Below are 25,595 nucleotides of genomic sequence, written 5' to 3'. Positions count from 1 at the left end.
TCTTCGCGGAAGCGATGGAAGGAGCCGTGAGGTGGTTTCAACTCTATCCTCCCAAAGACCGCAAACTGACAGACAGCTTCTTACAGCGTGCCGAAGCCGCGGGTTATTCGGCCATCGTAGTGACTATAGATTCGACTTTGCTTGGTTGGCGGGAGAGAGATTTGCGCAATACCTACCTTCCGTTCTTATCCGGACATGGGATGGGAAATTATTTCTCGGACCCTGTCTTTCTCTCCTCATTAGACAAACAGCCCGAGGAGAACCTGCGAGCTGCAGTGGAGAAGGCGCTGGATGAAGGAAATCATATCTGCTTCACCTGGAAGGAGCTCGATTATATTCGTGAGCGGACGAAGCTCCCTTTATTAATCAAAGGAATCACCATCCCGATGACGCGGTTCTCGCGTTGGAGCATGGGGTGGACGGAATCATAGTATCCAATCATGGAGGACGTCAACTGGACGGGGACATCGCCACTCTGGACGTATTGCCCTCGATTAACGAAGCGGTAAACGGGAAGGTTCCTATCCTGCTTGATGGCGGGGTAAGGCGGGGGGCGGATGTACTTAAGGCCATTGCGCTCGGGGCGGCAGCCGTTCTGGTTGGCCGGCCGTATGCCTATGCATTGGCAGTGGCCGGCGAAACGGGCGTATGGGAAATGCTTCAGGACCTGATGGCCGAAACCGATTTACAGCTGGCTATATCCGGACATGGGGTATTGATTGGGCTTCGTTAAGAGCTTTTTTTGTATGTCTGCATAATAAACAGGCTGAACAATCCAAACAGCACTGCAATGCTTAGGATTGTGCACAAGGGCTGAGGGAGCGGAAGCAGGTTAACCAGCCATTCGGCCCCCGGAGTACCGGCCAGACATAGAAGAAGGAGCAGCAATGCCCGCCGGATTGGAAGAGAACCGGACAGAATCGTCCGCTTCTGTCTCGATATGGCTACCAGGTTCCACAGCATGGATACTAAATCCAGTGAAAGCAGGCCCATTGCCGCTCCGGCATAAGCAAATCCGGGGATGCCTAGCAGCCCGAAGTTCAGGCCGGCTGAGCATAAAATTCCTGCGGCCAGGCCGAATAAAGGCGCTTTTTGATTCCCCGAAGCCCACAGAATAACCATCGTCAATTCTTGAAGTCCAGATAATAAAGGAGCGATGAACATATAGCGGACGGGAACGGCTGCTGCATCATCCGAGAAAACCAACAGGGTCAGGTCGGTGGAATAATGCCAGAGAACCCAGGAAGAGCCTATTCCCCACAGGATACCGATTTGGATAGCGGAGCGGGCTCTTCTTGAGAACCGGAGGACATCCTTGTTTTTCCAATCAGCAGTAACTTTGGCCGCCAATGTAAAGGCCAGGGCGGAAGTAACCAATGTGGGCATATATACGATCGTTGCGGCCACCCCGGCAATTTGGCCGAATACGGATGCGGCTTCCGATGCCGTCATTCCGGCATGCTGTAACCGGCTGGGGATAATGATGGCATCCATGAAATCGGAAATGGGTACAATGAGCCGGGCCGCAGAAATCGATAGGGCGCTGTAGAGGAACAATCGGAGCCCGCTGTCGGACCATGCGGATATGGAAGCCCGGGTTTCCGCGGATCTGAAGGACTGCCGGCGAAAGAATAGGAAGGCTAGTAAAAAAAGATAGGCGATTAGAGCCCCTGCAGCTGCCCCGAATACGGCTCCGCCTACGGCCTGTCCCAGGTCAGTGCGAATCCATAGAGTCACTAGCAGAAGCATGACACTGAGCCGGACAATCTGTTCCATGATTTCGGACCAGGCAATCGCTCCATAGAATTCAAGCCCTTGAAGAAAGCTGCGTAGAAGAAAAAGCAGAGGAACGAGAAAAAGAGCCGGTGCCAAGCAGCGAATAGCTGCTTCCAGTGAGGAATGGCCTAACCAGCGGGCTATGCTTGGAGCCAAATGATAGCATAACCATGCCAGCATTCCCCCAACGGAGGCCAGCAGCAGGGTAGCCGATTTATAAAGCTGCCAGCCCTTACGGTGATCCTGGGCCGTTGCCAGGGCCAGAGCGGTTGGAAAGCCTCCGGAGATAACGGTCAGGGCAAGACCGTAGAAGGAATAGGCCATCTGATATAGTCCGATCCCTTCCGCCCCAAGTAATCGGAAGAGCGGAATTCGGGCGGCAAAGCCGAGGATTTTGACAATAAAAATGGCACCCGCACGCAGTGCCATTTGCTTAGCGAATATAGGCAATCCCAAAGGGTCTCCCCTCCAAATAGATAACGGGTTATGTGCTCTACATTATATGAGCCTGTCCCGCCAAATATGAGGGGAGTTAATGTTAATCCTTGATATGGATAAGCCAATATTTCGTATATTTGTCCCAGCCCAGGTCGAAGGGAACTTGGTATCGGTCGGCCGTATGAGAATTAACCAAAGGGTAGCCGTAAACGTCGAAGCCGACAACGACCGAAAAGTGATCCACATCCCCGTCCATCTCATAGGCAATAAGATCGCCGGGCTGGATTTTGGAGAAAGCTCCATTCGGATGTTTATCGGTTTTCTTGACTACTGCATCGAACGTTCCTCGGGCCACCACGGTCCCATACCCGCTGTGCAGAAGAAAATGTTTGAATGAATCGGTCCTCACCCAGCTTTCGCTTCCTCCGGCTTTAAATCGGTACCGCCAGCCGTGAGTCATTTTCAATCCGCCCCCTTCTTCCGGATCTCCAAGGACCTGGGATGCGAAATTCGTACAGTCGCCGCCCAAATCGGTATAGTCTCTATATTTTTGATTGTAGCGGTTATTATTGCCGGCACCCCATGCGAGTCCCGCATATTTATTGGCATAGCTGACTGCCCGTTCGCGTTGATAACGCCTTGCTCCGGATTTGGGCACGGACAGGCTGACCCCATCCGAACGGATAAATGGTATTCCTTCCTCAGCCGGGGCAAGCTCCGGGATCAATTTCGGATTTTCGGTCAGCGGATCTAGATAATATTCGCGGGCAACCTTCCAAACCCCATCGTTTCGTTGGAGGTTCAGCACATGGCGGGTGCCGATGCCGAAATGCTGGGGCTGCTCCGGCTTACCGTTATAAGCGTACGAAAGCTTCAGGGACTGAACCAACGACACTCGGGCATGATTTCCCGAAATCTTCACCCGGACCAAGCGTATACGGCTCTCGGCATCGGTTAATGACAGAAACCGCTTGTTGGCCCATGTCTGAATATATACCTTCCTGAGCTTCTCTTGCCGGAACGCGCCACGTGCGGCAGCCTCTGAAGTGAGATAATACTCTTCCAGGTTGTCATCAGTTGAATGCACAAGCATATGAGCCCGTTGGTCAAATAATTTGGTTATCCATTGTTCAAGCTGTTGACGTTCTATACTTTGTTCCTCGGCCAATACGGTCAGTGGGAGGAAAATAACGATAACAACTGCAATGATTAATGGACCTAGCCGTTTCGGATTCAAGGTAACTCTCCTTAGATGTAATGGTTATTTTTGAATTACCCATAGAATATCCTTAAACCTCAGAGAATATCCGGCAGAGAAACTCATTAACAGCTTCTTTAGGGTGAAATATGACCGGCATGCAAGGAAATTACTGTCGGAATAGTAAACTGCCGATTGGTAATAATGACAAAGAATGAATAAACATCAGGAGGATAAACTATCATGCCATTAATTCCATACGAGCCGTTTAAACATCTGGACAATATGCGGCGGGAGCTGGATCGCTTCTTTACCCATGATTTGGGATTCAAGGGTGCCGGCCATCTTAATATAGACGTCTATGAAACGGAGAATGAAGTCGTGGCCACATGCGATATCCCGGGCTTGGAGAAGAAAGAAGATGTTCAAATCGATATCGATTCTAATGTTCTGACGATAAGCGGAACCATAAATCGCTCCAACGAAATTAAGGAGGAGCATCTGCACAGACAGGAGCGGTACGTCGGAAAATTCCATCGTTCGATCAGCTTGCCGCACAATGTCGCTTCCGAAGGAATTACCGCGAGCTATAAGAACGGGGTTCTGGAAGTCCGTATGCCAAAGCAGCAGGCAGACAGCAAAAAAAGAATCGATGTTCAATTCCATTAGATAAAAAGGAAAAAGAGGGAGGGTTCCCTCTTTTTTTAATGCCTTAATGCCGCTTCTTCATTTTCCTGTACTCCGTCGGAATGATTCCTTTCTTCTCGCGAAACATCCGGTAGAAAGTTTTGTAGGAACCGTAGCCAACCTCGTGAGCGATTTCCATTACGCTTAGATCCGTTGAGACGAGCAGCCCGCTGGCATGTCTGATTCGCAGATCATGCAGAAAATGGACGAAGGTTTGGCCGGTAGCTTGCTTAATCACTTCGCTGATGCGAGACAGACTCATAGAGAACATCTGGGCAAGATCGGACAGCTGCAGCTCTTCTTGATAATGATTATGGATAAAATGAATGATCGGCCAAACCGAGCTTCTGGTCCCTGCACTTGCTGCGGGCAGCGGAGTAGGAGCTTCCCGGTCCTGCCTGTAGCGGTCGAACCGAATGAGAATTTCCCAGAGCTTCGCCTTCAGCATCGTTGCACGCCAACGCTTCTCCTGCCCATATTCCTGATACATCTCACGGACCAGATTATGCATCAGCTTCATATCTTCATCCCGAAACTGCGCGAACGAAGGCATTTGATCCAGATCGTTGACCAATCCGCCCAGGCTGCCGCTATTTCCCGTGTCCATCAATAAATCCAGGCTGAAAGCGCAGTTATACAGCTTCAGCACAGAACCCGGTTCGGTAAAGATCTCATGTACCTGATAGGGAAGAATGAAGGTAAATGTCCCGGGGACCATCGGATGGGTGACGCCGTTAATCTTTTCTTCACCGCAGCCCTCCACAACATAGGAGAATTCAAGGTAATCGTGGCGATGGGCGGGATACCCGTTCGCGAGCTGATTCAGACTTAAGTGGAGCGGGAAGTTCGTATGCATATTAGGGTAGTTTTTTAAATATTTTGGAAAATGAGTCAAGCCAAGCTCCCTCCGAAAAAATGAGACATCTCCCGAAACCTTCGGTATGCAAACTATTCTTTCTTATTTTATCATATCTGTGGATAGAAGAAATGAGGATGGTTTGGAGGAATGAGAATGTCTGCATCGGACAAAATCAAGCTGGGCATCATTGGCGCCGGAAACATCGGGAATGTCCATTTGAAGGAATTTTCCGACTTGAAGGATTGGTGTGAAATTACGACCGTTACGGATGTTTACGCGCCGCTGGCGGTATCCCGGGCCAAGGAGTACGGGATTGCCAATGTGACCGGCACAGCGCAGGAGCTTATCCACAGCCCCGAGGTCGATGCGGTGGTCGTCGCCGTGCCGAATCAGTTCCATGAGTCGTTAGCGGTGGAAGCATTGTCGGCCGGAAAGCATGTTCTGCTGGAGAAGCCGATGGGCATGAACGCCGAAGCGGCGAAGAACATCTATAAGGCAAGCCGGCAGACGGACCGCCGGTTAATGGTTGCGCATCAGATGCGATGGGAATCGATTCCGATGCAAATCAAGGAACAGGTGAATCGCGGGGAATTGGGCCGCATCTATACTGCGAAGACCGGTTTGTACCGGCGCAAGGGCATTCCCGGCTGGGGAACCTGGTTTACCCGTATGGATCAATCCGGCGGCGGACCGTTAATCGATATCGGCGTCCACATGCTGGATCTGGCCTTGCATTTGATGGGCAATCCCAAGCCGGTCTCGGTGTATGGTTCAACCTATGCGGAATTCGGCCCAAGGAAGAAGGGAATCGGGACCTGGGGCAAGCCCGATTGGGAAGGAATATACGATGTTGAAGATTTCGCGACGGCGCTCATCAAGATGGAGGACGGCAGCTCGTTGACGCTTGAGGTAAGCTGGGCGGTGCATATGGATACGGACAGCTCGCCGTTCCTTCATCTTATGGGAACCGACGGCGGTGCAAGCTATCGGGGAGGCTCCGGCAAGCTGTTGACGGAGAAATTCGACCGCACGTCAGAAGTGGAGCTGAAGAAGCCGGAAGAAGACGAGGGCCCTCGCAGAAGGCTCAGCCGACACTTCCTGGAGTGCATCCGGGAAGGGAAGGAGCCGCTCACTTCCGCTCTTAGCGGCTATACGAACAACCTGGTGCTGGACGCCATTTACGAATCTTCCCGCACCGGCAGCGAAGTTAAGTTAAACTGGGATCTGTAGAGAAGAGGAGGTCATCGTTCGATGAAATTTGGACTGACTCGGGCAGGGATTGGCAGCATTGGAAGCGATGAACAATGGTTGCAGGCAGCCGCTGAATTCGGTTTTCAAGTCATTGACGGTGATCCTGTTGGGCTGGTTCAGCGGCATGGCGTACAAGGTGCCGCCGAGCTATTGGCCAGGCATCAGGTGACTTTGGGCTCCTTCGGCCTGCCGGTAGACTGGAGAACGACCGATCAGGCGTTCCGTGAAGGCCTGCCTAAGCTGCTTGAAGCCGCCGAGGCGGCTGCGGCACTCGGGTGCAAGAGCTGCTGCACTTATATTTTGCCCTCGACCGATGATGCTCCGGCTCCTTTCATGGCGCGGGCGGTCAAACGGCTTCGCCTATGTGCCCAATGGCTTGGGGCATACGGCATCAAGCTTGGGCTCGAATATGTCGGTCCGCATCACTTAAGATCGCAGTGGAAGCACCCGTTCATATGGACTCAGGCGGATACGCTGGCCTTGATTGAAGCCATTGGAGAACCGAACGTCGGCTTGCTGGTGGATTCGTTCCACTGGTATACCACGGAACTTACTTATAACGATATAGCGAATCTTCCGGCGCACCTGATTGTTCATGTGCATATCAATGACGCCCCGCCTGTCCCGGTGGATCAAGTGCGGGATAATGAACGCTTGTACCCCGGCGAAGGCGTTATTGATTTGGCGGCATTTTTGCAGGCACTGCATAAGTCAGGATATCAAGGTGCGGTTACGCAAGAAGTGCTGACCAAGGAGCCTCCGCAGGAGGATGCCCGGGAGCTGATGGAACGGTCGAGAAAAGCGCTGGATCGGGTGCTGGCCGCAGCCGGGTTGGATCTGCTGAAGAGCCGGTTGTAGATCGAATACGTATTTAGCGTTATGGGGGGCCGCTGGACTGACGTTTAGGGAGATTACATAAAGGTGCAGTTTTTGAGATTTATACGACCGGTTCTTCTACCAGAAAGCCGGTCTTTTTTGTCGAATCCGCCAAAATTTGGCAGAAAGGGACCTTGCATATCGTTACAATTGCATAGATACGGTCACAAACTATGTGGTCTATCATATAGAACATGATCGTTTACACCGGCTTAGTGTCCGTGGAGTTCGTTGCCTTCTTAGCAACAAAAATGAATGCGCTTACTTGCGGAGGTGGCTCCATATTCGATCCTTTCAGCCAACCTTACTTGGATAGGATGGCCATTAAGCATTAGGCCCCCGGATTAGACAGCAGACATGGGAGCCAGACGGAACACGAACGCTCCCGGTCTCTCGGAATGGTATCGGACGTTTGTTATTCGAAGAAAGCGGCAGAGAGAAACCCCTTATGGAAAGAGAGAGCAAGAGCGAGGAACGACTAATAATTTATACCAACAAACCCGATAAATGGCTTAGGAAGATCAGCTTCATTAAGTGTATAAGGAAGAGGTCTAGGCAATGGTTTTACTATATTAATGTAGAGAAAGGGGTTGTTATTAATGAACAAAGCAACGGAGCAATTTGCAGTGATTGGCTGCCAGCATGCGCATATTGAAATCTTTATTCGGGAAATGCTGGAGCTGGGCTACGCCTGTGCAGGGATCTTCGATGAAGATGAAGAGGGGTTGGCCCGCACCCTGTCCGACAAATTCGGGATTCCGCTCGCGGAGAACATGAAGAGCTTATTAGGGGATTCCGTTAAAATCGTAGGCTGCGCTGCGGTCAACGAGGACAAGATCCGCATTATTGAAATATGCGAAAATCGCGGCAAGCATGTTATGGTGGATAAGCCGGCAGTGACCGGCGAGGATGGCTTGTTCCGGCTGAAAGCCGTTCTGGAACGAGGGAGGATTCAGGTCGGCATGCTGCTCACCGAACGGTTTCATCCCGCTATTTATACTTTGAAGAAACATATTGATGACGGTATCCTGGGAGAAATCGTCACCATAGGGATGCGGAAGCCCCATCGTCTCAATGCGGACAAAAGACCGGCCTGGTTTTTTTCTAAAGAACAGTCGGGAGGAATTCTGATTGACCTTCTGGTTCATGATTTTGATCTGCTTCGCTGGTTTACAGGCAAGGAGATCGACCGGATTGACGGGTATGTCAGCAAAACCATTTTATCCGAGTATCCTACGTTCTATAATGCCGTAAATGTGCATGTAGTTTTGGATGATGGTATTGTAGCTCAGTTGTATGCGGATTGGCATACGCCGAACCAGAGCTGGACGTGGGGGGATGGGCGGATTTTCGTGACGGGAACGGAAGGAATGGTGGAGCTCCGACTGCAAGGGGATCCCTTCGTTCACGAGGATGCCGTCATGATTCAACTAACCAATCAAGAGTCAGCGGTAATGGTTCCGCTCCTGTCCCCACCGTACACGATTACGGAGGATTTTGTCCGCAGAATTCAAGGTCATGAGGCAATTCTGAACCATGAGGATATCTTGAAAACGACGGAGGCCACCATCAAGGGAGACGGTCTGGTCGTTATGCTTAACACACAGAATAGGAAAGTATAGTAGACATAGAACGGGTTCCTGTTACAACAAAACCTCTGCAACCCCCCTCCCAGGATAGGGCAGGGGGTTTTTACATGTACATGTATAAGGACGGTTCCGAAAAAAGCGCCCTGCAGCCGCTTGGAATTTTCGATCGGTTACATGCTTAGAGCCTTCTTGACATTCTTCACATCATTGGCCAAGAGCTCCTTCAAATGATAAGAGGGATACATCCCCCGCTCGTACATAAAGTTGAAAATCTTCGCATGTAGTTCAATTGCGCTGTTAAGATGCTTGCGAAACGTATTTCGCAGCTGAGGGGTAGCGGTTTCCGTAATTGCGATTGCGTAATTTCGCACCGAAGTTTTGGCGAAACCGAGCAAGTGAGCGGCGTAGAAAGGGGTCATATCCTCACGGCTGCTGCTGATTCTCGAACTGACCGGAGCCTGCGGGTAATATTGTAGAAGCTCTTTAAGATTACGCTCCAGTGCATGAATCGCTTCGGCATAAAGTGAATGAAGCTGGCGATCCTTGATGTCCGGCAGATGCATTTTGAATGCCGTCAAATGGTTGGCCTGGAAAGCGGCCAGTTCATGCATTTCCAAGGTTTCGTGCCATGCCAGATGCTTCTGGTCCGGCTGCCTGCATGTAGATTCCAACGTTGTTCCCTCAATTAAAGTGATGCAATACTGTATGCCCACAAACGGCTAAATGAACGTTGTCTTATTCATTTCACCGGGATTACTTACTTTCCCGCCGACAAGAATAAAAAAAGTTTCCTGAGGACACTCTATTTTCCAAAGGGGGGTTATATCAGGTGCCTGACAACCGGCAAGCCGAACGAATGCAGGATGAACGACAGAGCGATTCCGGCAAGAAGCAACCGGGGAAATCTCCCGAGGGAAAGCGGCGCATCCATTCGGAGAAAGTCCGCTATGCGAACGCAGACCGTATCTATGATTGATTATAGAGATGACAGGAGGTAATTTTCTTATGCAATTGGCCGCACATGAGGCGCAGGATTTGCATGAATTGGCGATGAGCTGCGTTAATTCGATCACGAACATGGCTTGCTTCCTGAACCAGGTTCAAGATGCGGAGCTTAAAGGTATCCTACAGCAGCATTTTCCGGTACACATTCAGGACTATAATATGAAGGTGGAATACCTAAGCAATGCGGAAGGAGCGAAATCCAAGCTCCAGCTTCCCGATTTGCTCCCTGTCCTGCAGTCCTTTACCCAGTCACCCGCAGCTCCTGTGCCGGTGACACCGAGAACCTCGGTGCAGCAATTCAATGACCGGGAAATAGCAACCGCCTATTTGCTCACCTTGAAGCGCTCAGGAAGAGAATATGCCTGGGCCGCCATGGAAATGAGCAACCCGCAGATTCGCAGCTTCCTGGAGGATGCTTTCCGTATGTGTTCCCGTCATGCGTATGATGTCTGGCAGTGGATGGTGAAGAAGGGCTTCTATCCGCTGGAGCCTGCTGCTCCAACGACTCTGACCACTTTAGGCGGCTTGTACAAGCCGGTCCAGGAACCGGTCGCTGTCCCATAAACGGCCGAGCCCTCTTAATTGCTAAGAGGGCTTTGCACACTGAACATTACGAAGGAGGATTTCCATGGCGAGTCTTATAATGAAGATCATTGCTTGCCCCATAGGCGTCCTGATTGCCGCATGGCTGTTTCCCAACGTGGATTACGGCGCTTACTATCAAGCGATCATTGTCGGATTGATTCTGGCTGTGGTCGGAGTGCTGATGGAGTATTTGCTTTTAAAAAGAGGAACGTTATGGACCAGCACCTTGATGGATTTTATCGCATCCGTGATCATTGTGTATTTCGTATCCAACATGTTCGCGGGGGCGTCGGTTACGTTCTGGGGAGCCGTGCTAACCGGATTGCTGCTGGCCGTCATCGAATACTTCACGCATCTATGGCTGATTCGAAGCGGGAGAACCCAGAAGTCTCCTGCCTGATGTAGCGGCACCGGTTTAGTCGCTGTTTGTTAGACGGACCCTGGCTACTCAGGAATAAGAAGAGCTCATCCAAGCAGGTAAGGTCTTAGAGACCTTGCCTGCTTTTTTTCTGTTTCCGGATCGGTTGTGCCGTTCAAGACGTCGGGGTCAGAATCTGCATCATTGAAACATTGGCTAAATACAAAATATTGACAGTAAAATGAGGCTTTTAATGCCATGGAGCGAGGCTTGTTGATCTGATAGTGTGATACGATTATCCGCAATATCTATAAAAGGCGAAAGGTAAGGCCATCCTTTACGGGGTGGCCTTACCTTTTTGGGTGGTAGAGCTATTCTCAAGCCGGCGGCAGGGAGTGGGGGGCCTTAATGGACCAGTTTCATAATTAGTAAGCTAGCGCCTCATTCATCTGTTCAAGCAGTGAAACGGCTTGCTCCTCCAGCCCCTTTACAGATTCCAATACCATAACGGCACGTTCGCGGTTCTCTACCGAGTTTGGACCGCCCCCTGAAGGAAAGGGGAATAGCAGAGTAAGTTCTCGCAGTTGTTCCGCCGCTTGTCGATACAGATGTGCAGCCTCGGCACTGAGAGCACGGATGCGTTCGTCCGCTTCGTCGCTTCCCTGCCACTCTGCGTTAATTTCACTCAGGAATTCAGCAGCGAGTCGGCGGGCATCCTGAACAACTGCTATATTGTAGGCATTTCCGTTCGGCTCAATCTTGCCGCCGCGGAAAGCATTAATCCATACATCATAGGCGCGCAACCCCCGTTCTCCACGATCGGTCGGAGCCTCTTTCCCATGGTAATGATCGAGAATCATCGATAACGCATCCCGAAGCATGGAACGTTGGTCTTTCTCTGTCCGTTCCTCCAGAGACAGTATGAACAAATCCTCCAGCGTCCCCCGTCCGAGATGATCGTACGGAAGATTGTCATCCTGCATGCATTCCATTGCCGTCAACATCCGCTGTTCATCATCATAGCCATAGATGACCCCGAATTCCGGAATGAACAGATCCCAGGACAGAACCGGAATGCCTCTGTCGATGGAACGGTGAATCAGGTCCAGGGCGGCCGGGAGCTCTTCTTGAAGGGGCCTCTTCTCTTTGGCGGCTGCCGTAAGCAATGCAGAATCCATCAGGTTGGTATTATCTCCGGGTGCATCGCGCTTGTCTTGAGTTTCCACGATACGGCAGCTCCATCCAATGTTTTGCAAGCCCCGAGACAGAATATCCCGGAACGGGTACATCGTCGGTCCGGCAATATGGACATCGTCATGACAAATGGTAATACGAAAAGCTTGCCCGGTAAGGCCCATCACCATCGGCAACGACAGCTTCTGATCGGTATAGCTTAACATGCGGTGGAAGGCCCAGCCTGCCGTCGTCCATGTACCAGGTACATGAAATGTCGATGTTTTCGATAATATTTTAGTTTTCAAAGCGCCCAAATCCTTTCGCTCTATCATATATTGGTCGACTTCTATACGGATTCGTTCTCGGGCCACTTTCTTCCGCGAACGGGACAGAATTTTATAGACGTTGGTGGATGATAAGCTGAACAATTTTGTGATTTCCTGCGGCGATAAATGATCGAAAAAATGAGACTCAAAAATTTGCCTCTCCCGCTTGGTTAAACAACTGAGCAGGCCAGTGATCATTTCATGCAGTTGTCGGCGCATTAAGTGTTCTTCTGGATTATCGTTAGTGCTTGCATTTTCAGCCAGCGAACGCGAAACGCGATGAAGAATATCATCCAAATTCGACCAAACTACGCTAGTAGAGTCCTCATTTTCCCCGTTACGTTGCAGCGCCGAGAAAGACCTCTCCCGCACAACCGGGTTGCTTCTCAATCGGGAATACGCTTGATTGCGGACGATCCTGTGAAGCCATGGCAGAAACCGCGCAACATCGACCAACGTCCCCAAATGCAAAAATGCACGAATCAGAGCATCCTGTACGATATCTTCTGCCAGGAAAGGCTCTCGAGTTAATGTTTGCGCGTACCCGAACATTTGCCGCCGATGTCGCCGGATCAACTCTCCGAACGCCTCTCGGTCGCCAGTCTGCGCTCGCTGCACCAGAACGCCGTCTTCAAGCTTATCCAGATCATGCTCCGTCTCTTCATTTGCTGACTCTGCGCTTTTAGTCCAAATCACGTTGTTCCCGATAAATAACACCCCGCTATATCGACCTAATATAATGACTCGAAAGAAAAGAGATTTCTGACAAAATGAATAATTAATTTTCCAAAATCTTTTATTTATCTTTGTATCCTATTCGCGCCCTAGCACTCGTACCCTTTTTGATGGAAGTGTGATTCGACTTTTTTTTTTCATGAAAGAGTGCTCATATTTGGTTTCTATGGATAATTAAGGAAGTCGCCTTGACAAAAAACTCGATCACAAGTAAGTTGGATGTAGCTATAACATTTGGGTGTAGCAAACTTTTGTACTGAAGTGCACCGGGAGGACCGGCCTGAAAGAGTGCTTATCCGGTATTTGAGAAGGATGGAACGTGTTGTGATTCGATCATGATCGAGGATGGTTTTCAAGAAGGAGGTGCTTCCTTGAAATGAATACCGCAGAAAGCATTGGCAAAATCAAACGGCTGCTGGCCGAGCAGGGATACAAGCTGACGCCGCAGCGTGAGGTAACGCTGCAGGTGCTGATGGACCATAAGGAAGATCATCTGAGTGCGGAAGAAGTATACATGCTTGTGAAGAACCGCTTTCCCTACATCGGCTTGGCTACCGTCTATCGTACGCTGGAGCTGCTGGTGGAATTGAAGGTGATTGTCAAGGTGATCTTCAAGGACGGCGTGGCCCATTACGATTGGCGCAGTGAAGATAACAACCATCTGAGCCATCGGTTGGTGTGCAGCAGATGCGGACATTTGCATAAAATATCCGAAGACTGGCTCCTGGAGATAGAGGAGAAATTATATCAGGAATACGGGTTTCGCGTGCTGGATCATCGTCTTGATTTTATTGGGCAGTATCTCGTCTGCCAGCGGGGCGGCCATTGCCAAAGAGAGTGCAAAGAGGTGTCGTGACCCGCTGCCGACTACCCCGCAGACAAAGCTTATCACTCCACATTCGCAGCTTGAAAATGCTAAACAACCTTGACGTCATTTGGCCGTTTACCTATTCATTCCCGACTTAATGTAGAGCCAAATCCGTTGTATGACGGCTTCGTTACTTCAGTCGAGCAGTCGCGCAAGACAACAGCACGGTTGATTCTGCCTAACTGGATTTCATGCAGCTAGTTTGCTCCTCTGGAGTGAAAGTCGGTAACTACCTTGAAAATCCGTCTATTTTACCGTCTGCAGGCATCGTTGCAAGCGGAGCGGCACGTCTAACTGTATTTTGTACAGGTAGATTCAAGCGAATGGGCGAAAATGATCAAACTAACTGGATAAACTACAGTTAAAATGGGCAACTTTGGGCGAAACGGCTGTTTTGGCGCAAACTAGCTGTAGGTTTTCCAGTTAGTTTCCATATTTCTTCCGAATATAGAAATCTAACTGTATGAAATCCATTTAGTTTTCAAGTTTCACACTATTGAAGCAATTCAACTCTATTCTACCTTGAAAATCCATCCATTTTTATCATCTGCTGGTGCCGCGGTCAGAGACATGGGGGTCTAACTGGATTTCATCCAGCTAGTTTGCTCCTTTAGAGTGAAAGTCGGTAACTAAGTGGAAAAACTGTTGGTGGAAAAAAGGCGATTTCTGCAAAAAACCTCGATTCTAAATGCAGTTTTTCCATTTACTTTAATCACTTTCCAGCAATCGCTCGAATCTACCTACATAAAATACAGCTAAATCGTCTTTTCCAATTAGACGCGCCATTCCGTTTGCTCGACTCAGTATAACATTTCTAAACCAGCTTGATGACCTTGCTCATTAGCATCGCTGCAGTGTTATGTGCGGTAAATTGGTTGACCGTTCCCGTGAAATAAAGATCCTTCTCGGGATCATGAAACGCGAAGGCTCCGGACTGGCCCCAATGGCCGATCAGCCCCTTGTGGAACCCCTTAAGGCTCAGCGGCTGTCTCGATAGCCCGACTCCATAGAAGAATAATCCCGGGCCCCATAGAAGATTCCAGCTCATCAGCTCCTTCAAATCCTCCCTTGGAAACAAACGCCCATTGAAGAACGCTCTCAGAAATGTCATCGTATCCCGCGCAGTGGAGACAATTCCGCCATCAGGCGCTATGGACGCCATATAATGAGGAAGATGTAGGGGTCTGGCTTTATAATAGATCGGAACAGGCCGTGTATCCTTGACATCCGTGAAGACATAAGTTTTGGCCAATTTCAGTTCGTCAAAGATAAACTGCTGGAAGACCGCCCGAATGCTCTTGCCGGTGATTGTCTCGATAAGTCTTCCAAGAAGCTGGTAATTGGTATCCGAGTAATGGGCCTTTCCTTGCTGCCCGGGAATAAATTTGGGCTTGAGCTGCCTGGCCGTGTCCAGTGATTTCTCCAGAGACCATGGCAGGTCCTCGCCTCTCAATAATTTCGAGACCACATCTCCCTGGAAGTAATCGGGGATTCCCGAGGTGTTGGACATAAGCTGTTTGACTGTAATCTCTCCCGAATAATCCTTTCCCTTCCAAACGTGTATCCCCCGGATAAGCTCTGTGGGAAGATACCGGCTTATCGGGTCATCCAGCCGCAGAAGCTGATCGGCTCTTAATTTCAGAAGGACGGCGGTTATAAACAACTTGGTGACGCTGGCGATAAAATAAAGATCGTCCACCCTCAAGTTTCCTGCTCCGCTGGTTAAGGATAACGTGTCATCTCCTTTTTCCACACAGATAACGGCTCCATGGATATTTTTCTTTCTTGCGGCCCGGGCTGTAAGCTCATCTAAGAGCGATGGGGTCAACTCCAGCTTCATCTGCAAAACTCCTCTCTTCAAGGCAATTCTTGCTGGCGCAGACGTGCCGCTGTAATGACATCCTCCGCAGCGCTGTCCAGCATTTCCATTGTTCTGTCATCGTCAAAATCCGCCGGTAGCAAGCCATTGGCCACCATGACGGACAGACCGGTCTGGAAAATCTGCATTTTCAGCAATATCCCCTTCAGCTCCTCGGTGGAGAAGCCCCCCAGATCGGTATCGGTCTTCATCAGCTCAACCACCTCACGGACAGCCACGTCATTGTATTTCATATGAGAGTTGTTTTTCATGACCAAATCCCGGTACAGCAAGCTGTACTCCTTGGCAAATTGGAGACTCGCCATCCCGATATCGCGAAAACGAAGTTCCGTCTGCCGTTCCATAATAAGCTGTCTGGAAACGTCCAAAGCTTTCTGCACGACCGCTTCGGTCAGCTCCTCGACTTCGCTGAAATTGACATAGATAGGGGCGATGGAGCTCCCCAGCCTCTGGGCTACCTTGCGTATCGTGATGCCGTCCAATCCTTCGTCCCTGGCAATTTCAAAAGCAGCATCGATAATGTCCTGTCTGGAAAATTTCTTCTTGGGCGCCATCTGCATTCTCCTTGAAATAATATATAACACTTGATCTATATCATATGATACATATTATAACCTTGGTGCCGGTGCAATTCCAGAAATTTATTCCAACAAACGATTGCTCGGCAGGGAAAAACTCTTTCTAACCTTAACCATCTATTAAATATTTAATTACACGGAGTTTACGTTCTTGCTTTATACTGAAGCTACTTTAATCCGAGGAGGGAACAGCATGCTTCAGCGTTTCATAAGAAAAACGGCTGCATTATTGATGTCATTAGTTATCTTGCTTGGTAGTTTGCCGGGGACCGCAGGCGCAGAGGCGAAAGGCAGGGCCAAGAACGTCATTCTGCTCATTCCAGACGGCATGGGAATAAGCTATATGACGGCGGCCCGGATTTTCAAGGGGGAGGAGCTTTCGTTCGAGCGATATGTGAAGGGCTTGATGAAAACCTATTCGGCCGACACGAATATTACCGATTCCGCCGCGGCAGGCACAGCGATGGCCACGGGCTACAAGACGAATAACGGCATGATCTCCGTAACACCGGAGGGTAAACAGCCGAGTTCCATATTGGACGCCGCCAGGGAGAAGGGAAAAGGAACCGGGTTGGTGGCTACTTCCCGAATAACCCATGCGACCCCGGCTGTTTTTACCGCACACGATCCGAGCCGAGGCAATGAAGTGGCTATCGCTCTGGATTATATCGGGAACGTGGATGTCATTCTCGGCGGGGGACGGGATATGTTCCTGCCGCAGAAGGATGGGGGAAATCAGCCGGAACGCGATCTGATCGCGGAAGCGAAAGATCAGGGCTACGATTACATAACGAGCCGCAGTGATTTAAACCGGGTTACAGGGGATAAAGTATTGGGACTGTTCGATATGAGCGACTTGAAGTATGATATCGACCGGGATCAGGCTAATGTTCCGAGCCTGGCGGAAATGACCGGACTGGCGGTTGATGTATTGAGCAGGAACGATCAGGGCTTCTTCCTGATGGTCGAGGGCAGCCAGATCGATTGGGCCGGCCATGCCAACGACCCCGTTGCGCTTATCCATGATGTGCTTGCTTTCGAAGAGGCGGTCAATGTGGCGCTGGAATTTGCGAAGAAGGATGGAAATACGCTCGTCGTCATTGTGGGCGACCATGAGACAGGGGGAATCAACATCGGCAATACGGCGGGCGGTTACAAGGAAAACATCGCTGTGCTGAAGAAGGCGAAAGGAAGCGCCAATGCGGTCAGGGACGCGCTGAAAAAGCAAGCTGTACAACTTCCGCTCGGAAGCGCCAAGCAGGTAGATGGCCGCTACTATATGCCTGTGAGGGAATGGGTTCGCGAATTGAAGGGGGAGCTTGTTTATGACGAGGCGGCCTCATCTGTGCAAGTATCTGTTAACGGAACCGCATTTGCGATGAATCTGCTGAATGAAACGATAGTTCAGGGGGAAGAAACGGAAGAAGGAATTTACTTCCTGGAGGAGGGCACGGCCTATATCGATGTTCAGAAGGCCGCGACAATGATCGGTCTGCAGGCCGGAATCGGCACCGTGGAAGGAGAGCCCGGGAAAACCAAAGCTTATATCGTCGATATTCGCAAAGTGATGGAGCCGATAGTCGGTTTGGAGTTGACCGAGTCCGACCTTCAATGGCTCACGAGCGTAAATTGGGAGAGCGGCAGCGCCCTGTCCAATGAAGTCGGTACAGTCATCTCCGCCCATGCGTTGATAAGCTGGGGCTCGAGGCATCATACCGGTGAAGAGGTGCCGCTATATGCTTATGGCATCGGCAGCGACGAATTCGTAGGGTTGATCGACAATACCGACCTCCCCAGAATTTTGTCCTATCTGATGGGGGTAGAGCATTTCTCCGATGAAACCGAATTTATGCAGAAGCTGGAGAATCGCAGGAATCATTAATCTTCATGTGTATTTAACGTTCTATTTAGATGGGCGATGCTGTCGGCAGCGGAGAAGATGATACCGAACTGCAAAATGCGCCGGTTGCCCGGAAACTATGCGTGCTCGAATGCTGCGAGAAGTGCTTGATTCCTGCGGGGACGAGCACTTCTTCGTTAATCGGTGGGCAAACCATTCCACGGGAGAGTGATCGTTCACATGGTGAAATCGGGATTGCAATTAATACGAAAGTGTAGTAATCTATAGCAAATACGATATCGTAGTATTAAGGAGTTAAGAGATGGAGCAGCTTTTCGAGCTATTATTTAAAGCCGGTCTGCGACCGCTAAGCATCTTTCCGGATACGAGCCATCTGGAGAGCCAATTAACGAGGTCCGATTGTGCGACTCTGGCGTTATTGAAGTATCACGGGAAGCTGACGATGTCCGAGCTGGCAGAGCACCTTGGGGCGCCTCTCAGTACAGCTACCAGTATTTCCAAACGGCTCGTCAGGAAAGGAATGGTTAGCAGGGAGAAATCGGAGTTCGACCAACGGATGATCGTTAACCGGCTTACACCGGCTGGGGAATCGATAGCGGCGGAGATGATGGAGCTGATGCAGGAGGTATATACTCGGGTTCAGTCTGCGCTGAGTCCTGAAGAGCTTCAGCGGTTTATCGGCCTGGCTCTCAAGGTCGCCAAATCTCTGCAGGAGGGACCGCAATCCGCTGGAGCATCGCGGGCTTCAGAGATTAGGACAATAGAGATAGAATAACCGATAATTTTTTTTACTCTATTACTACGATATCGTACTATTAGGAGGGAAGACGATGAGAATCATTATTTACACGGGCAAGGGCGGCGTCGGCAAAACCAGCATCGCGGCGGCTACCGCATACCAATTGGCTGCTGAAGGCAAGCGGACTCTGGTGCTTAGCACCGATGCCGCTCACAGCTTGTCCGATTCGTTAGGGAGGCCGCTCGGCAGTGAGCCTCAGCAGGTTGACGAGCGGCTGTGGGCGCAGGAAATTGACAGCCTGAAGGAGACGGAACGGCATTGGGGCAGGGTCGCAAGCTGGTTCTCCAGTTTTATGCAGTGGGCCAAGCTGGACGACATTGCTACGCAGGAGATGATGATTTTCCCGGGCTTCGAAGAATTGTTCAGCTTGCTGCGGATTAAGGAGCATGTAGAGAGCGGGCAATATGACGCGATCATTGTCGACTGTGCGCCGACGGGGGAGACTTTGCGCCTCTTGAGCTATCCCAATCTGCTGCGCTGGTGGGTTCAGAATATTTTCCCTTACGAACGTAAACTGTTGAAGGTGGCCCGGCCGATCGTCAAGGTGGCGAAGGGGCTGGAGCTGCCGAATGATGAAACGATGGACAGCATGGCCCATCTAGTTCTGGAGCTGGAGCAGCTTCAGAAGGTCATTTTGGATTCTCAGATCACCTCGGTGCGTATTGTGCTTAATCCGGAGAAAATGGTCATTTCGGAAGCGAGAAGGGCGTTTACTCATTTGAATCTGTATGGTTTTCATACGGATGCCGTCATTATTAACAAGATCCTTCCGCCGGAGGCAGCCGAGGGTTACTTGGCCGAATGGCAGAAAATTCATCTCCAATACGAGAGGGAAATTGAAGATTGCTTCCGTCCGCTGCCGATTCTAAAGGTTCCGTTGATGAATCAGGAAGTGGTAGGCAAACGGATGCTCAGTCAGGTGGCCGCGGTTGCCTTCCCCGAGGGACAGAGCGGAAGCATGCTGTATCACGGCAAGACGGAGGAAATATACAAGACGGAGGACGGTTATGTCATGAACGTTACCCTGCCGTTCGCCGAGAAGGATCAAGTCAAGCTCAATCAGAAGGGAGATGAGCTGACGCTGCAGGTGGGCAGTTACAAGCGCATAGTCACATTGCCCAGATTGCTTCTTAGCCGTCAGGTCCGATCGGCCAAATTGGCAAACGGTCAATTGACGATTCATTTCAATGATCCGGAAGGAGATGGAGGACAATGAAGGAACGCCTGGAACAGACCGATTGGGCGAAGGCAGCAGTTCATGCCATGGAGATTCACCGCATATTGACGGAGAAGCTAGTGCCGGAAGCGGCCCGGGCGCATTTCAGACGCGCAGAGCAAGAAGCGCTGCTGGGAGTGCACTCCTGGCTCGACAGCAAGATCGAACAAATCGGTCGGGAGGATGAGCGGCGGGCTTCGCCACGGGAAACACCGCTGAAGTCCATCCCTATCGAAGATGAGTAGCGGGGTTGGCCTGTTCCCTAGAAAGAAGGCGGGTTATCCTGGTGTCAGGAAGGCCCGCCCGCTTGCCGGACAATTCTCACATACTCCCGAGGCTTGAACGGGGGAACTCGCTCAGCTTCCAAGCCGGTAATTTGCGAATCGTGCGAGAAAATTTGATATCTTGCACCGGTATAGGGCAGGGGGGAGTCCGGGGAATGCCGGCTTTCGACAGATTGATTCAATATTCCTCCGCCCAGCAGTATGACAATAAATAAGAAAGCGCAAATTCTTATTTTGGCAGCCAGCATGAGAACCACTCCTTTACTAAAAGTGATCCCCACCTTACGACATTTTATACGGCTTCTGGTATGACTTGGAGGAATGTCTATGGATATGCGGATATTTTGCCTAAGAATATTTTGACAAGAAACGGAATAGAAGCTATACTTAAATGCGTGAATAATAATTTCAAATGCAATGCCTAGGAGGAGTCTGCACAAGCAGGCTCCTTTTTGCCGTTTTTGCGTCCCATCCTTGCAAAATAGCACTTACTTTGGACAAAAATAGGCAATACTGAGAAAAAGAAACAAATTGAATGGTTAAGGAGGAACTGGATTGTCTATGCTGCATGCTGCTATCATGATTCCATTCATTATCGCTATCCTGGTGCCCCTGCTTTATAGGCGGCTGCACCGCATTCATACGGGATGGTTTATCCTGCCGGCACCGGTCGCCCTGTTTGCGTTCTTCCTGGGGCAGCTTCCTTCGGTCAAAGAAGGGGAGACCGTCACTTCCACCGTTTCATGGATTCCTTCGCTAGGAATCGACATTACGGTTTATCTGGATGGGCTCGGGTTATTATTCGCACTCCTGATTACGGGAATAGGCTCGCTGGTCGTTCTCTATTCTATCTACTATATGAACAAGAGCAAAGAAGCGATCCATCACTTCTATGTCTACTTGTTCATGTTCATGGGAGCTATGCTAGGGGTTGTGCTGTCCGACAACCTGATGGTTCTGTACGGTTTCTGGGAGCTGACGAGCATCTCCTCCTTCCTGCTGATCGCCTTCTGGCACCATAGGGAGAGGTCAAGATACGGTGCACAGAAATCGATGCTGATCACCATCTTCGGCGGATTGGCGATGTTCGCCGGATTCCTTCTGATCTATGTCATGACCGGAACGTTCAGCATCAGGGAAATTATCGGACAAGCGGAAATGATGGCGGGGCATTCGCTGTTTGTCCCTGCTTTGCTGCTAATTTTGCTGGGTGCTTTCACGAAATCGGCCCAGTTTCCGTTCCATATCTGGCTGCCGGACGCGATGGAAGCTCCGACTCCGGTTAGCGCCTATTTGCACTCGGCCACGATGGTCAAAGCAGGACTGTATTTGGTGGCCAGATTCAGTCCCATCTTTGCCGGGCAGCCGGAATGGTTCTGGCTCGTATCCGGATTCGGGCTGCTCACATTAATTTACGGCTCCTTCCGGGCCTTCCGGCAGACGGACCTCAAGGCGATGCTGGCCTTCTCGACGATCAGCCAGCTCGGTCTGATCATGAGCTTGCTCGGCCTTGGCTCCGCCTCCGCCTTCTATGCGGGTACCGGCGAATCGTTGTTCTACACCATAGCGACGACAGCGGCCATTTTTCATCTGATCAATCACGCTGTCTTCAAAGGGGCCCTGTTTATGGTGGTCGGAATTGTCGATCACGAGACGGGGACGCGGGACATTCGCAAGCTGGGCGGACTGATGTCGCTGATGCCGGTTACTTTCTCCGTCGCGCTGATCGGAACGTTCTCCATGGCGGGCTTGCCGCCGTTTAACGGATTTTTGAGCAAGGAAATGTTCTTTACGGCGGTGCTGAATATTCTGCAGATGGATATTCTGAATATGCAGACCTGGGGTGCTCTATTTCCGGTCGTCGCTTGGGTGGCGAGCGTCTTTACGTTCGTGTACAGCATGCTGCTGCTGTTCAGGACCTTCACCGGCCCGCTGCAATCCGACAAGCTGGAGAGGAAGCCGCATGAAGCTCCGGCGGGAATGCTGATTCCCCCGGTAATCCTGGCATCGCTGGCCGTAGTGTTCGGCTTGTTCCCTAATCTGTTGTCTTATACGCTGATTGAGCCGGCTATGGCCTCCATTCTGCCGAACTTGCTCTCGCCGGGGGACAAGTTTCTCGTTTCGATCGATTTCTGGCACGGCTGGACGGCGGAAATCTTCATGACTCTTGGCGTAGTCGGCGTCGGAACGCTCCTGTACCTGTGGCTGGGCAAGCCCGGCAAGCTTCACCGTGTCCGGTCCAGCCGCTTATCGCTTAACGGCGCCTACGATTTCGGGCTTCGCTCGCTCGAGCAGGGCTCCAATCGCCTGACCGGCGCTTATATGTCCGGCTCCATTCGGCATTATTTGCTCTACATCTTCGCCTTCTTCATCGTCATTCTGGCGATAACGATGATTCGTACGCCGGGCATAAGCCTGACCTCGGCTAACTATGCGCCGGTGGCGCCGTTCGAGACGGTCGTGGCTATTGTTATCATTTTGGCGACGATTGCCGTTCCGTTCGCGCGTTCCCGTCTGATGGCGATTATTTTCACTGGCGCGATCGGCTATATGGTCACCTTGTTTTTCGTGCTGTTCCGGGCTCCGGACTTGGCTCTGACCCAGATGATCGTCGAAACCGTATCGGTCACTTTATTCCTGCTGTGCTTCTATCATCTGCCCAAGCTTAGGAAAGAGAAGACAGCGCTGCGGTTCAAAATGTCCAATTTCATCATTGCGGCCGGAGTCGGCGTTATCGTAACGCTGATTGCACTGGGGGCCTTGAGCGGCAAATCGTTCGAGTCCATTGCGGACTATTACCTCAAGCACAGCTATGACCTCGCAGGCGGCAAAAACGTCGTAAACGTCATCCTCGTAGACTTCAGAGGATTCGATACCATGCTGGAAATTGTCGTCCTCGGCATTGCTGCGCTCGGCATCTTTGCCATGATCAAGCTGCGGATGGAGGCCGGCGCTGCAAGCCTCAAGCCGCGCATCGCGAAGGAGTCCGCGGAGACGGGGCTTCATTATGCGAAAAGCAACGATGTCATTCTGAAGACCGTGTCCAAAGTAGTTATCTACATTATTTTGACGTTCGCGGTTTACTTGTTCTTCGCGGGTCATAACGATCCGGGGGGCGGTTTTATCGGGGCGCTGGCGACTTCGGCCGCGCTCGTCCTGCTATCGATTGCTTTCGGTGTGAAACGGTTCGAGACGGTCTTTCCGATCGACTTCAAAAAGGTGGTAGCGATAGGGCTTATGACGGCGCTGCTGACTGGGATCGGTTCCTTGATTTTGGGCGTTCCCTTCCTGAGTCATGCATTCGGGCACTTTAATCTGCCGATTCTGGGAGATACGGAGCTGGCAACAGCAGTTTTGTTTGATTTGGGCGTCTATTTGGCCGTCGTTGGCGTTGCCATGACCATCATCTTCACGATTGGGAGGGACAATTAGGCATGGAACTGATTATATCGTTGGCTGTCGGCATTCTGTTCGCCGTCGGTGTATACCTGATATTGACCCGAAGCCTGCTTCGCATCATTCTGGGGACGTCTCTGCTGACCCATGCCGTCCATCTGCTGCTGCTGACGATGGCCGGGTTAAAAACAGGGGCTGCTCCGCTGCTTGGCAAAGGCGCGGAACATTTTGTCGATCCGCTGCCGCAGGCACTCATTTTGACATCGATCGTCATTAATTTCGGGGTGACTTCCTTCTTTTTTGTATTGGCTTACCGTTCCTACAAGACGTTGGGAACCGATGATATGGAAGAGTTGAGGGGGACAGAGGATGAATAACTTCTTGGTATACCCGCTGCTTATTCCGCTGTTTACCGCAGTCCTTCTTATCTTCTTCAAAGAAAGGATAGCTGTGCAGAGAGGGATCAGCGCAATCAGCGCATTGCTCAATCTGGCCGTGGCCTGCTTCCTGGTGTATCAGGTGAGCTCGGACGGCATTCAAACTTTGCATATGGGAGGTTGGATTCCGCCCTACGGCATTGTTTTCACCGCGGATATGTTCGCCGCTCTGCTGGTGCTGATTACCGCCGTCGTTGCGGCCGGCTGTCTGTTCTATGCCTTTGGCAGCATTGGCGAGGAGAGGGAACGAAATTATTTCTATCCGTTCTTTTATTTTCTGCTGGCCGGGGTGACCGGCTCTTTCCTGACGGGGGACTTATTTAACCTGTTCGTGTGCTTCGAAGTGATGCTGATCGCTTCCTATGCGTTGATCGTCCTTGGTGGAACGAAGCGTCAGCTAAGAGAAACGCTGAAATATATACTGATCAATATCATATCCTCCACTTTATTCGTCGCTTCGGTCGCTTACCTGTATGCGGCTGTCGGGACTTTAAACATGGCACATCTGTCTGTCCGCGTGGCGGAGGCGGGGCAGGGGGGCATCCTGACGGTGATTGCTATCCTGTTTCTGATCGTTTTTTCCCTGAAGGCGGGCTTGTTCCTGTTCTTCTGGCTGCCCGGCTCCTACAGCGCACCGCCGGCCGCCGTGACGGCTTTGTTCGGGGCTTTATTGACAAAAGTGGGATTATACGCGATTATTCGTACCTTTACTCTCATTTTCTATCACGAGCCGGACGCGACCCATACGTGGATCAGTTGGATGGCTGCCGCGACGATGATCCTGGGCGGGCTTGGGGCGGTTGCCTACAACGATATCCGTCGCATTCTGAACTATAACGTAGTCGTCAGTGTCGGATTCATTGCTTTCGGACTGGCCGCAGCCACACGGGATTCTCTCGACGGGGTCGTTTTCTATCTGATGCATGACATGATAGCCAAAGCTCTGATGTACTTCCTCGGAGGCATGGTCATTGCGGCTGCCGGCACCCACCGTTTACAGGAGATGGGAGGGATGATCAAGCGGCATCCGTGGATGGGATGGATGTTTTTTGTCATGGCGCTGTCTCTCGTCGGAGTTCCTCCGCTGAGCGGATTTATCGGTAAGGTGTTGATCGTCCGCGGCGGTCTGGATGCGCAGATGTACTTGCTCGCCTCTCTCGGTTTGGCATCGAGCCTGATCGTACTTTATTCCATGATGAAAGTATTCATGCAGGCCTTCTGGGGAGAAGAGAAGCTTAACCCCGAGCGTCCATCCGTGAACCTGAGAGGGATGGCGGGAGCGGCAACGGGAATGTTTATTCTCATGATTCTGCTCGGGCTTGGCTCCGAATGGGTCTACTCGTTCGTTTCTCAGGCAGGCAACGGATTGTTCAGGCCGGAACTGTATATTGAAGCTGTGCTAAAAGGAGTAGGATGAG

The 25,595-nt window shown here is 51.0% G+C and carries 23 protein-coding genes and 1 pseudogene; 16 read left to right on the top strand and 8 right to left on the bottom strand.

Features of this window, described 5'->3' with window-relative positions:
• The first annotated feature begins 14 nt into the window (after window positions 1-14).
• Window positions 15-733 (top strand): annotated as a pseudogene (locus tag ACFQ03_RS09525) (alpha-hydroxy-acid oxidizing protein).
• On the opposite strand, the gene ACFQ03_RS09520 reads toward ACFQ03_RS09525, so the two are convergent.
• The gene (locus tag ACFQ03_RS09520) at window positions 730-2,232 is read right to left on the bottom strand and encodes an oligosaccharide flippase family protein (RefSeq protein ID WP_379287727.1); all 1,503 of its coding nucleotides are present in this window, start codon (window positions 2,230-2,232) and stop codon (window positions 730-732) included. The pseudogene ACFQ03_RS09525 and the gene ACFQ03_RS09520 overlap by 4 nt on opposite strands.
• An 82-nt stretch (window positions 2,233-2,314) precedes the next feature.
• Entirely contained in the window at window positions 2,315-3,451 is a 1,137-nt protein-coding gene (locus ACFQ03_RS09515; protein WP_379287725.1) for an amidase domain-containing protein, read from the bottom strand.
• A 204-nt stretch (window positions 3,452-3,655) separates the two neighbouring features.
• Here ACFQ03_RS09515 and ACFQ03_RS09510 point away from each other — a divergent pair, with 204 nt between their 5' ends.
• Window positions 3,656-4,081, top strand: a complete 426-nt coding sequence (locus ACFQ03_RS09510) for an Hsp20/alpha crystallin family protein (protein ID WP_379287723.1) — start codon at window positions 3,656-3,658, stop codon at window positions 4,079-4,081.
• Between the two features lie 43 nt (window positions 4,082-4,124).
• Here ACFQ03_RS09510 and ACFQ03_RS09505 read toward each other — a convergent pair whose 3' ends face one another.
• Window positions 4,125-4,994 carry a helix-turn-helix domain-containing protein gene (locus ACFQ03_RS09505; RefSeq protein ID WP_379287721.1) on the bottom strand — a complete coding sequence of 290 codons (870 nt, stop codon included), beginning with the start codon at window positions 4,992-4,994 and terminating at the stop codon, window positions 4,125-4,127.
• A 117-nt stretch (window positions 4,995-5,111) separates the two neighbouring features.
• On the opposite strand from ACFQ03_RS09505, the gene ACFQ03_RS09500 reads away from it, so the two are divergent.
• From ACFQ03_RS09500 to ACFQ03_RS09490, 3 genes are all read left to right on the top strand, one after another.
• Entirely contained in the window at window positions 5,112-6,188 is a 1,077-nt protein-coding gene (locus tag ACFQ03_RS09500; RefSeq protein ID WP_379287719.1) for a Gfo/Idh/MocA family protein, read from the top strand.
• Window positions 6,189-6,209: 21 nt separating this feature from the next.
• Window positions 6,210-7,067, top strand: coding sequence for a sugar phosphate isomerase/epimerase family protein (locus ACFQ03_RS09495; RefSeq protein WP_379287717.1), 858 nt, complete (start codon window positions 6,210-6,212; stop codon window positions 7,065-7,067).
• A 617-nt stretch (window positions 7,068-7,684) separates the two neighbouring features.
• Complete coding sequence (locus tag ACFQ03_RS09490; protein WP_379287715.1) at window positions 7,685-8,707, top strand: Gfo/Idh/MocA family protein; 1,023 nt, start codon at window positions 7,685-7,687, stop codon at window positions 8,705-8,707.
• A 137-nt stretch (window positions 8,708-8,844) separates the two neighbouring features.
• Here the strand turns inward: ACFQ03_RS09490 and ACFQ03_RS09485 are convergent, their stop codons facing one another.
• Window positions 8,845-9,285: a spore coat protein gene (locus tag ACFQ03_RS09485; RefSeq protein WP_379287764.1), complete on the bottom strand. Its 441-nt coding sequence runs from the start codon at window positions 9,283-9,285 to the stop codon at window positions 8,845-8,847.
• A gap of 218 nt (window positions 9,286-9,503) precedes the next feature.
• Here ACFQ03_RS09485 and ACFQ03_RS09480 point away from each other — a divergent pair, with 218 nt between their 5' ends.
• The 3 genes from ACFQ03_RS09480 to ACFQ03_RS09470 all read left to right on the top strand — a co-directional run bounded on the left by ACFQ03_RS09480 (window position 9,504) and on the right by ACFQ03_RS09470 (window position 10,664).
• Window positions 9,504-9,650 carry a hypothetical protein gene (locus tag ACFQ03_RS09480; RefSeq protein ID WP_186328367.1) on the top strand — a complete coding sequence of 49 codons (147 nt, stop codon included), beginning with the start codon at window positions 9,504-9,506 and terminating at the stop codon, window positions 9,648-9,650.
• Window positions 9,651-9,679: 29 nt separating this feature from the next.
• Window positions 9,680-10,243, top strand: coding sequence for a spore coat protein (locus ACFQ03_RS09475; RefSeq protein WP_379287712.1), 564 nt, complete (start codon window positions 9,680-9,682; stop codon window positions 10,241-10,243).
• A 64-nt stretch (window positions 10,244-10,307) separates the two neighbouring features.
• Window positions 10,308-10,664, top strand: coding sequence for a phage holin family protein (locus ACFQ03_RS09470; protein WP_144937789.1), 357 nt, complete (start codon window positions 10,308-10,310; stop codon window positions 10,662-10,664).
• Window positions 10,665-11,047: 383 nt separating this feature from the next.
• Here the strand turns inward: ACFQ03_RS09470 and ACFQ03_RS09465 are convergent, their stop codons facing one another.
• A complete protein-coding gene (locus ACFQ03_RS09465; RefSeq protein WP_379287709.1) occupies window positions 11,048-12,820 on the bottom strand; it encodes an RNA polymerase sigma factor in 1,773 nt (590 codons plus the stop codon).
• A 415-nt stretch (window positions 12,821-13,235) separates the two neighbouring features.
• Here ACFQ03_RS09465 and ACFQ03_RS09460 point away from each other — a divergent pair, with 415 nt between their 5' ends.
• The gene (locus ACFQ03_RS09460; protein ID WP_379287707.1) at window positions 13,236-13,715 is read left to right on the top strand and encodes a Fur family transcriptional regulator; all 480 of its coding nucleotides are present in this window, start codon (window positions 13,236-13,238) and stop codon (window positions 13,713-13,715) included.
• An 826-nt stretch (window positions 13,716-14,541) separates the two neighbouring features.
• Here ACFQ03_RS09460 and ACFQ03_RS09455 read toward each other — a convergent pair.
• Both ACFQ03_RS09455 and ACFQ03_RS09450 read right to left on the bottom strand, forming a co-directional pair.
• Window positions 14,542-15,567, bottom strand: a complete 1,026-nt coding sequence (locus tag ACFQ03_RS09455) for a serine hydrolase domain-containing protein (protein WP_379287705.1) — start codon at window positions 15,565-15,567, stop codon at window positions 14,542-14,544.
• A gap of 17 nt (window positions 15,568-15,584) precedes the next feature.
• On the bottom strand, window positions 15,585-16,160 hold the full coding sequence (locus ACFQ03_RS09450; protein WP_379287702.1) for a TetR/AcrR family transcriptional regulator: 576 nt from the start codon (window positions 16,158-16,160) through the stop codon (window positions 15,585-15,587).
• A 217-nt stretch (window positions 16,161-16,377) separates the two neighbouring features.
• Between ACFQ03_RS09450 and ACFQ03_RS09445 the strand changes: the two genes are divergently transcribed.
• From ACFQ03_RS09445 to ACFQ03_RS09430, 4 genes are all read left to right on the top strand, one after another.
• Window positions 16,378-18,066, top strand: coding sequence for an alkaline phosphatase (locus ACFQ03_RS09445; protein ID WP_379287700.1), 1,689 nt, complete (start codon window positions 16,378-16,380; stop codon window positions 18,064-18,066).
• Window positions 18,067-18,346: 280 nt separating this feature from the next.
• Window positions 18,347-18,820 (top strand): MarR family winged helix-turn-helix transcriptional regulator, encoded by a 474-nt coding sequence (locus tag ACFQ03_RS09440; protein ID WP_379287698.1) that lies wholly within the window; start codon window positions 18,347-18,349, stop codon window positions 18,818-18,820.
• A 55-nt stretch (window positions 18,821-18,875) separates the two neighbouring features.
• On the top strand, window positions 18,876-20,060 hold the full coding sequence (locus ACFQ03_RS09435) for an ArsA family ATPase (protein WP_379287696.1): 1,185 nt from the start codon (window positions 18,876-18,878) through the stop codon (window positions 20,058-20,060).
• Window positions 20,057-20,305, top strand: coding sequence for a hypothetical protein (locus ACFQ03_RS09430; RefSeq protein WP_379287694.1), 249 nt, complete (start codon window positions 20,057-20,059; stop codon window positions 20,303-20,305). The genes ACFQ03_RS09435 and ACFQ03_RS09430 overlap by 4 nt, the downstream gene beginning before the upstream one ends.
• Window positions 20,306-20,349: 44 nt before the next feature.
• Here the strand turns inward: ACFQ03_RS09430 and ACFQ03_RS09425 are convergent, their stop codons facing one another.
• Window positions 20,350-20,592: a hypothetical protein gene (locus ACFQ03_RS09425; RefSeq protein ID WP_379287692.1), complete on the bottom strand. Its 243-nt coding sequence runs from the start codon at window positions 20,590-20,592 to the stop codon at window positions 20,350-20,352.
• Between the two features lie 307 nt (window positions 20,593-20,899).
• Here ACFQ03_RS09425 and ACFQ03_RS09420 point away from each other — a divergent pair, with 307 nt between their 5' ends.
• From ACFQ03_RS09420 to ACFQ03_RS09410, 3 genes are read left to right on the top strand one after another with little or no spacing between them, the layout of a single operon-like run.
• Complete coding sequence (locus tag ACFQ03_RS09420) at window positions 20,900-23,776, top strand: Na+/H+ antiporter subunit A (protein ID WP_379287691.1); 2,877 nt, start codon at window positions 20,900-20,902, stop codon at window positions 23,774-23,776.
• Between the two features lie 2 nt (window positions 23,777-23,778).
• A complete protein-coding gene (locus tag ACFQ03_RS09415) occupies window positions 23,779-24,117 on the top strand; it encodes a Na(+)/H(+) antiporter subunit C (protein ID WP_144941077.1) in 339 nt (112 codons plus the stop codon).
• The gene (locus ACFQ03_RS09410) at window positions 24,110-25,594 is read left to right on the top strand and encodes a Na+/H+ antiporter subunit D (RefSeq protein ID WP_379287690.1); all 1,485 of its coding nucleotides are present in this window, start codon (window positions 24,110-24,112) and stop codon (window positions 25,592-25,594) included. The genes ACFQ03_RS09415 and ACFQ03_RS09410 overlap by 8 nt, the downstream gene beginning before the upstream one ends.
• Window position 25,595 lies beyond the last annotated feature (1 nt).

This window comes from Paenibacillus residui, assembly GCF_042677205.1.
GTDB classification, from domain to species: Bacteria; Bacillota; Bacilli; order Paenibacillales; family NBRC-103111; genus Paenibacillus_L; species Paenibacillus_L residui.
The sequence above is the reverse complement of the archived record's forward strand: the minus strand, read 5'-3'. Positions and strand labels throughout refer to the sequence as shown.

What these genes read in the sequence shown, in the direction of transcription:
- ACFQ03_RS09510 (WP_379287723.1), top strand. Translation starts at nt 3,656, where the DNA reads ATGCCATTAATTCCATACGAGCCGTTTAAACATCTGGACAATATGCGG.
- ACFQ03_RS09500 (WP_379287719.1), top strand. Translation starts at nt 5,112, where the DNA reads ATGTCTGCATCGGACAAAATCAAGCTGGGCATCATTGGCGCCGGAAAC.
- ACFQ03_RS09495 (WP_379287717.1), top strand. Translation starts at nt 6,210, where the DNA reads ATGAAATTTGGACTGACTCGGGCAGGGATTGGCAGCATTGGAAGCGAT.
- ACFQ03_RS09490 (WP_379287715.1), top strand. Translation starts at nt 7,685, where the DNA reads ATGAACAAAGCAACGGAGCAATTTGCAGTGATTGGCTGCCAGCATGCG.
- ACFQ03_RS09485 (WP_379287764.1), bottom strand. Translation starts at nt 9,285, where the DNA reads ATGCATGAACTGGCCGCTTTCCAGGCCAACCATTTGACGGCATTCAAA.
- ACFQ03_RS09475 (WP_379287712.1), top strand. Translation starts at nt 9,680, where the DNA reads ATGCAATTGGCCGCACATGAGGCGCAGGATTTGCATGAATTGGCGATG.
- ACFQ03_RS09470 (WP_144937789.1), top strand. Translation starts at nt 10,308, where the DNA reads ATGGCGAGTCTTATAATGAAGATCATTGCTTGCCCCATAGGCGTCCTG.
- ACFQ03_RS09460 (WP_379287707.1), top strand. Translation starts at nt 13,236, where the DNA reads ATGAATACCGCAGAAAGCATTGGCAAAATCAAACGGCTGCTGGCCGAG.
- ACFQ03_RS09455 (WP_379287705.1), bottom strand. Translation starts at nt 15,567, where the DNA reads ATGAAGCTGGAGTTGACCCCATCGCTCTTAGATGAGCTTACAGCCCGG.
- ACFQ03_RS09450 (WP_379287702.1), bottom strand. Translation starts at nt 16,160, where the DNA reads ATGGCGCCCAAGAAGAAATTTTCCAGACAGGACATTATCGATGCTGCT.
- ACFQ03_RS09445 (WP_379287700.1), top strand. Translation starts at nt 16,378, where the DNA reads ATGCTTCAGCGTTTCATAAGAAAAACGGCTGCATTATTGATGTCATTA.
- ACFQ03_RS09440 (WP_379287698.1), top strand. Translation starts at nt 18,347, where the DNA reads ATGGAGCAGCTTTTCGAGCTATTATTTAAAGCCGGTCTGCGACCGCTA.
- ACFQ03_RS09435 (WP_379287696.1), top strand. Translation starts at nt 18,876, where the DNA reads ATGAGAATCATTATTTACACGGGCAAGGGCGGCGTCGGCAAAACCAGC.
- ACFQ03_RS09430 (WP_379287694.1), top strand. Translation starts at nt 20,057, where the DNA reads ATGAAGGAACGCCTGGAACAGACCGATTGGGCGAAGGCAGCAGTTCAT.
- ACFQ03_RS09425 (WP_379287692.1), bottom strand. Translation starts at nt 20,592, where the DNA reads ATGCTGGCTGCCAAAATAAGAATTTGCGCTTTCTTATTTATTGTCATA.
- ACFQ03_RS09415 (WP_144941077.1), top strand. Translation starts at nt 23,779, where the DNA reads ATGGAACTGATTATATCGTTGGCTGTCGGCATTCTGTTCGCCGTCGGT.
- ACFQ03_RS09410 (WP_379287690.1), top strand. Translation starts at nt 24,110, where the DNA reads ATGAATAACTTCTTGGTATACCCGCTGCTTATTCCGCTGTTTACCGCA.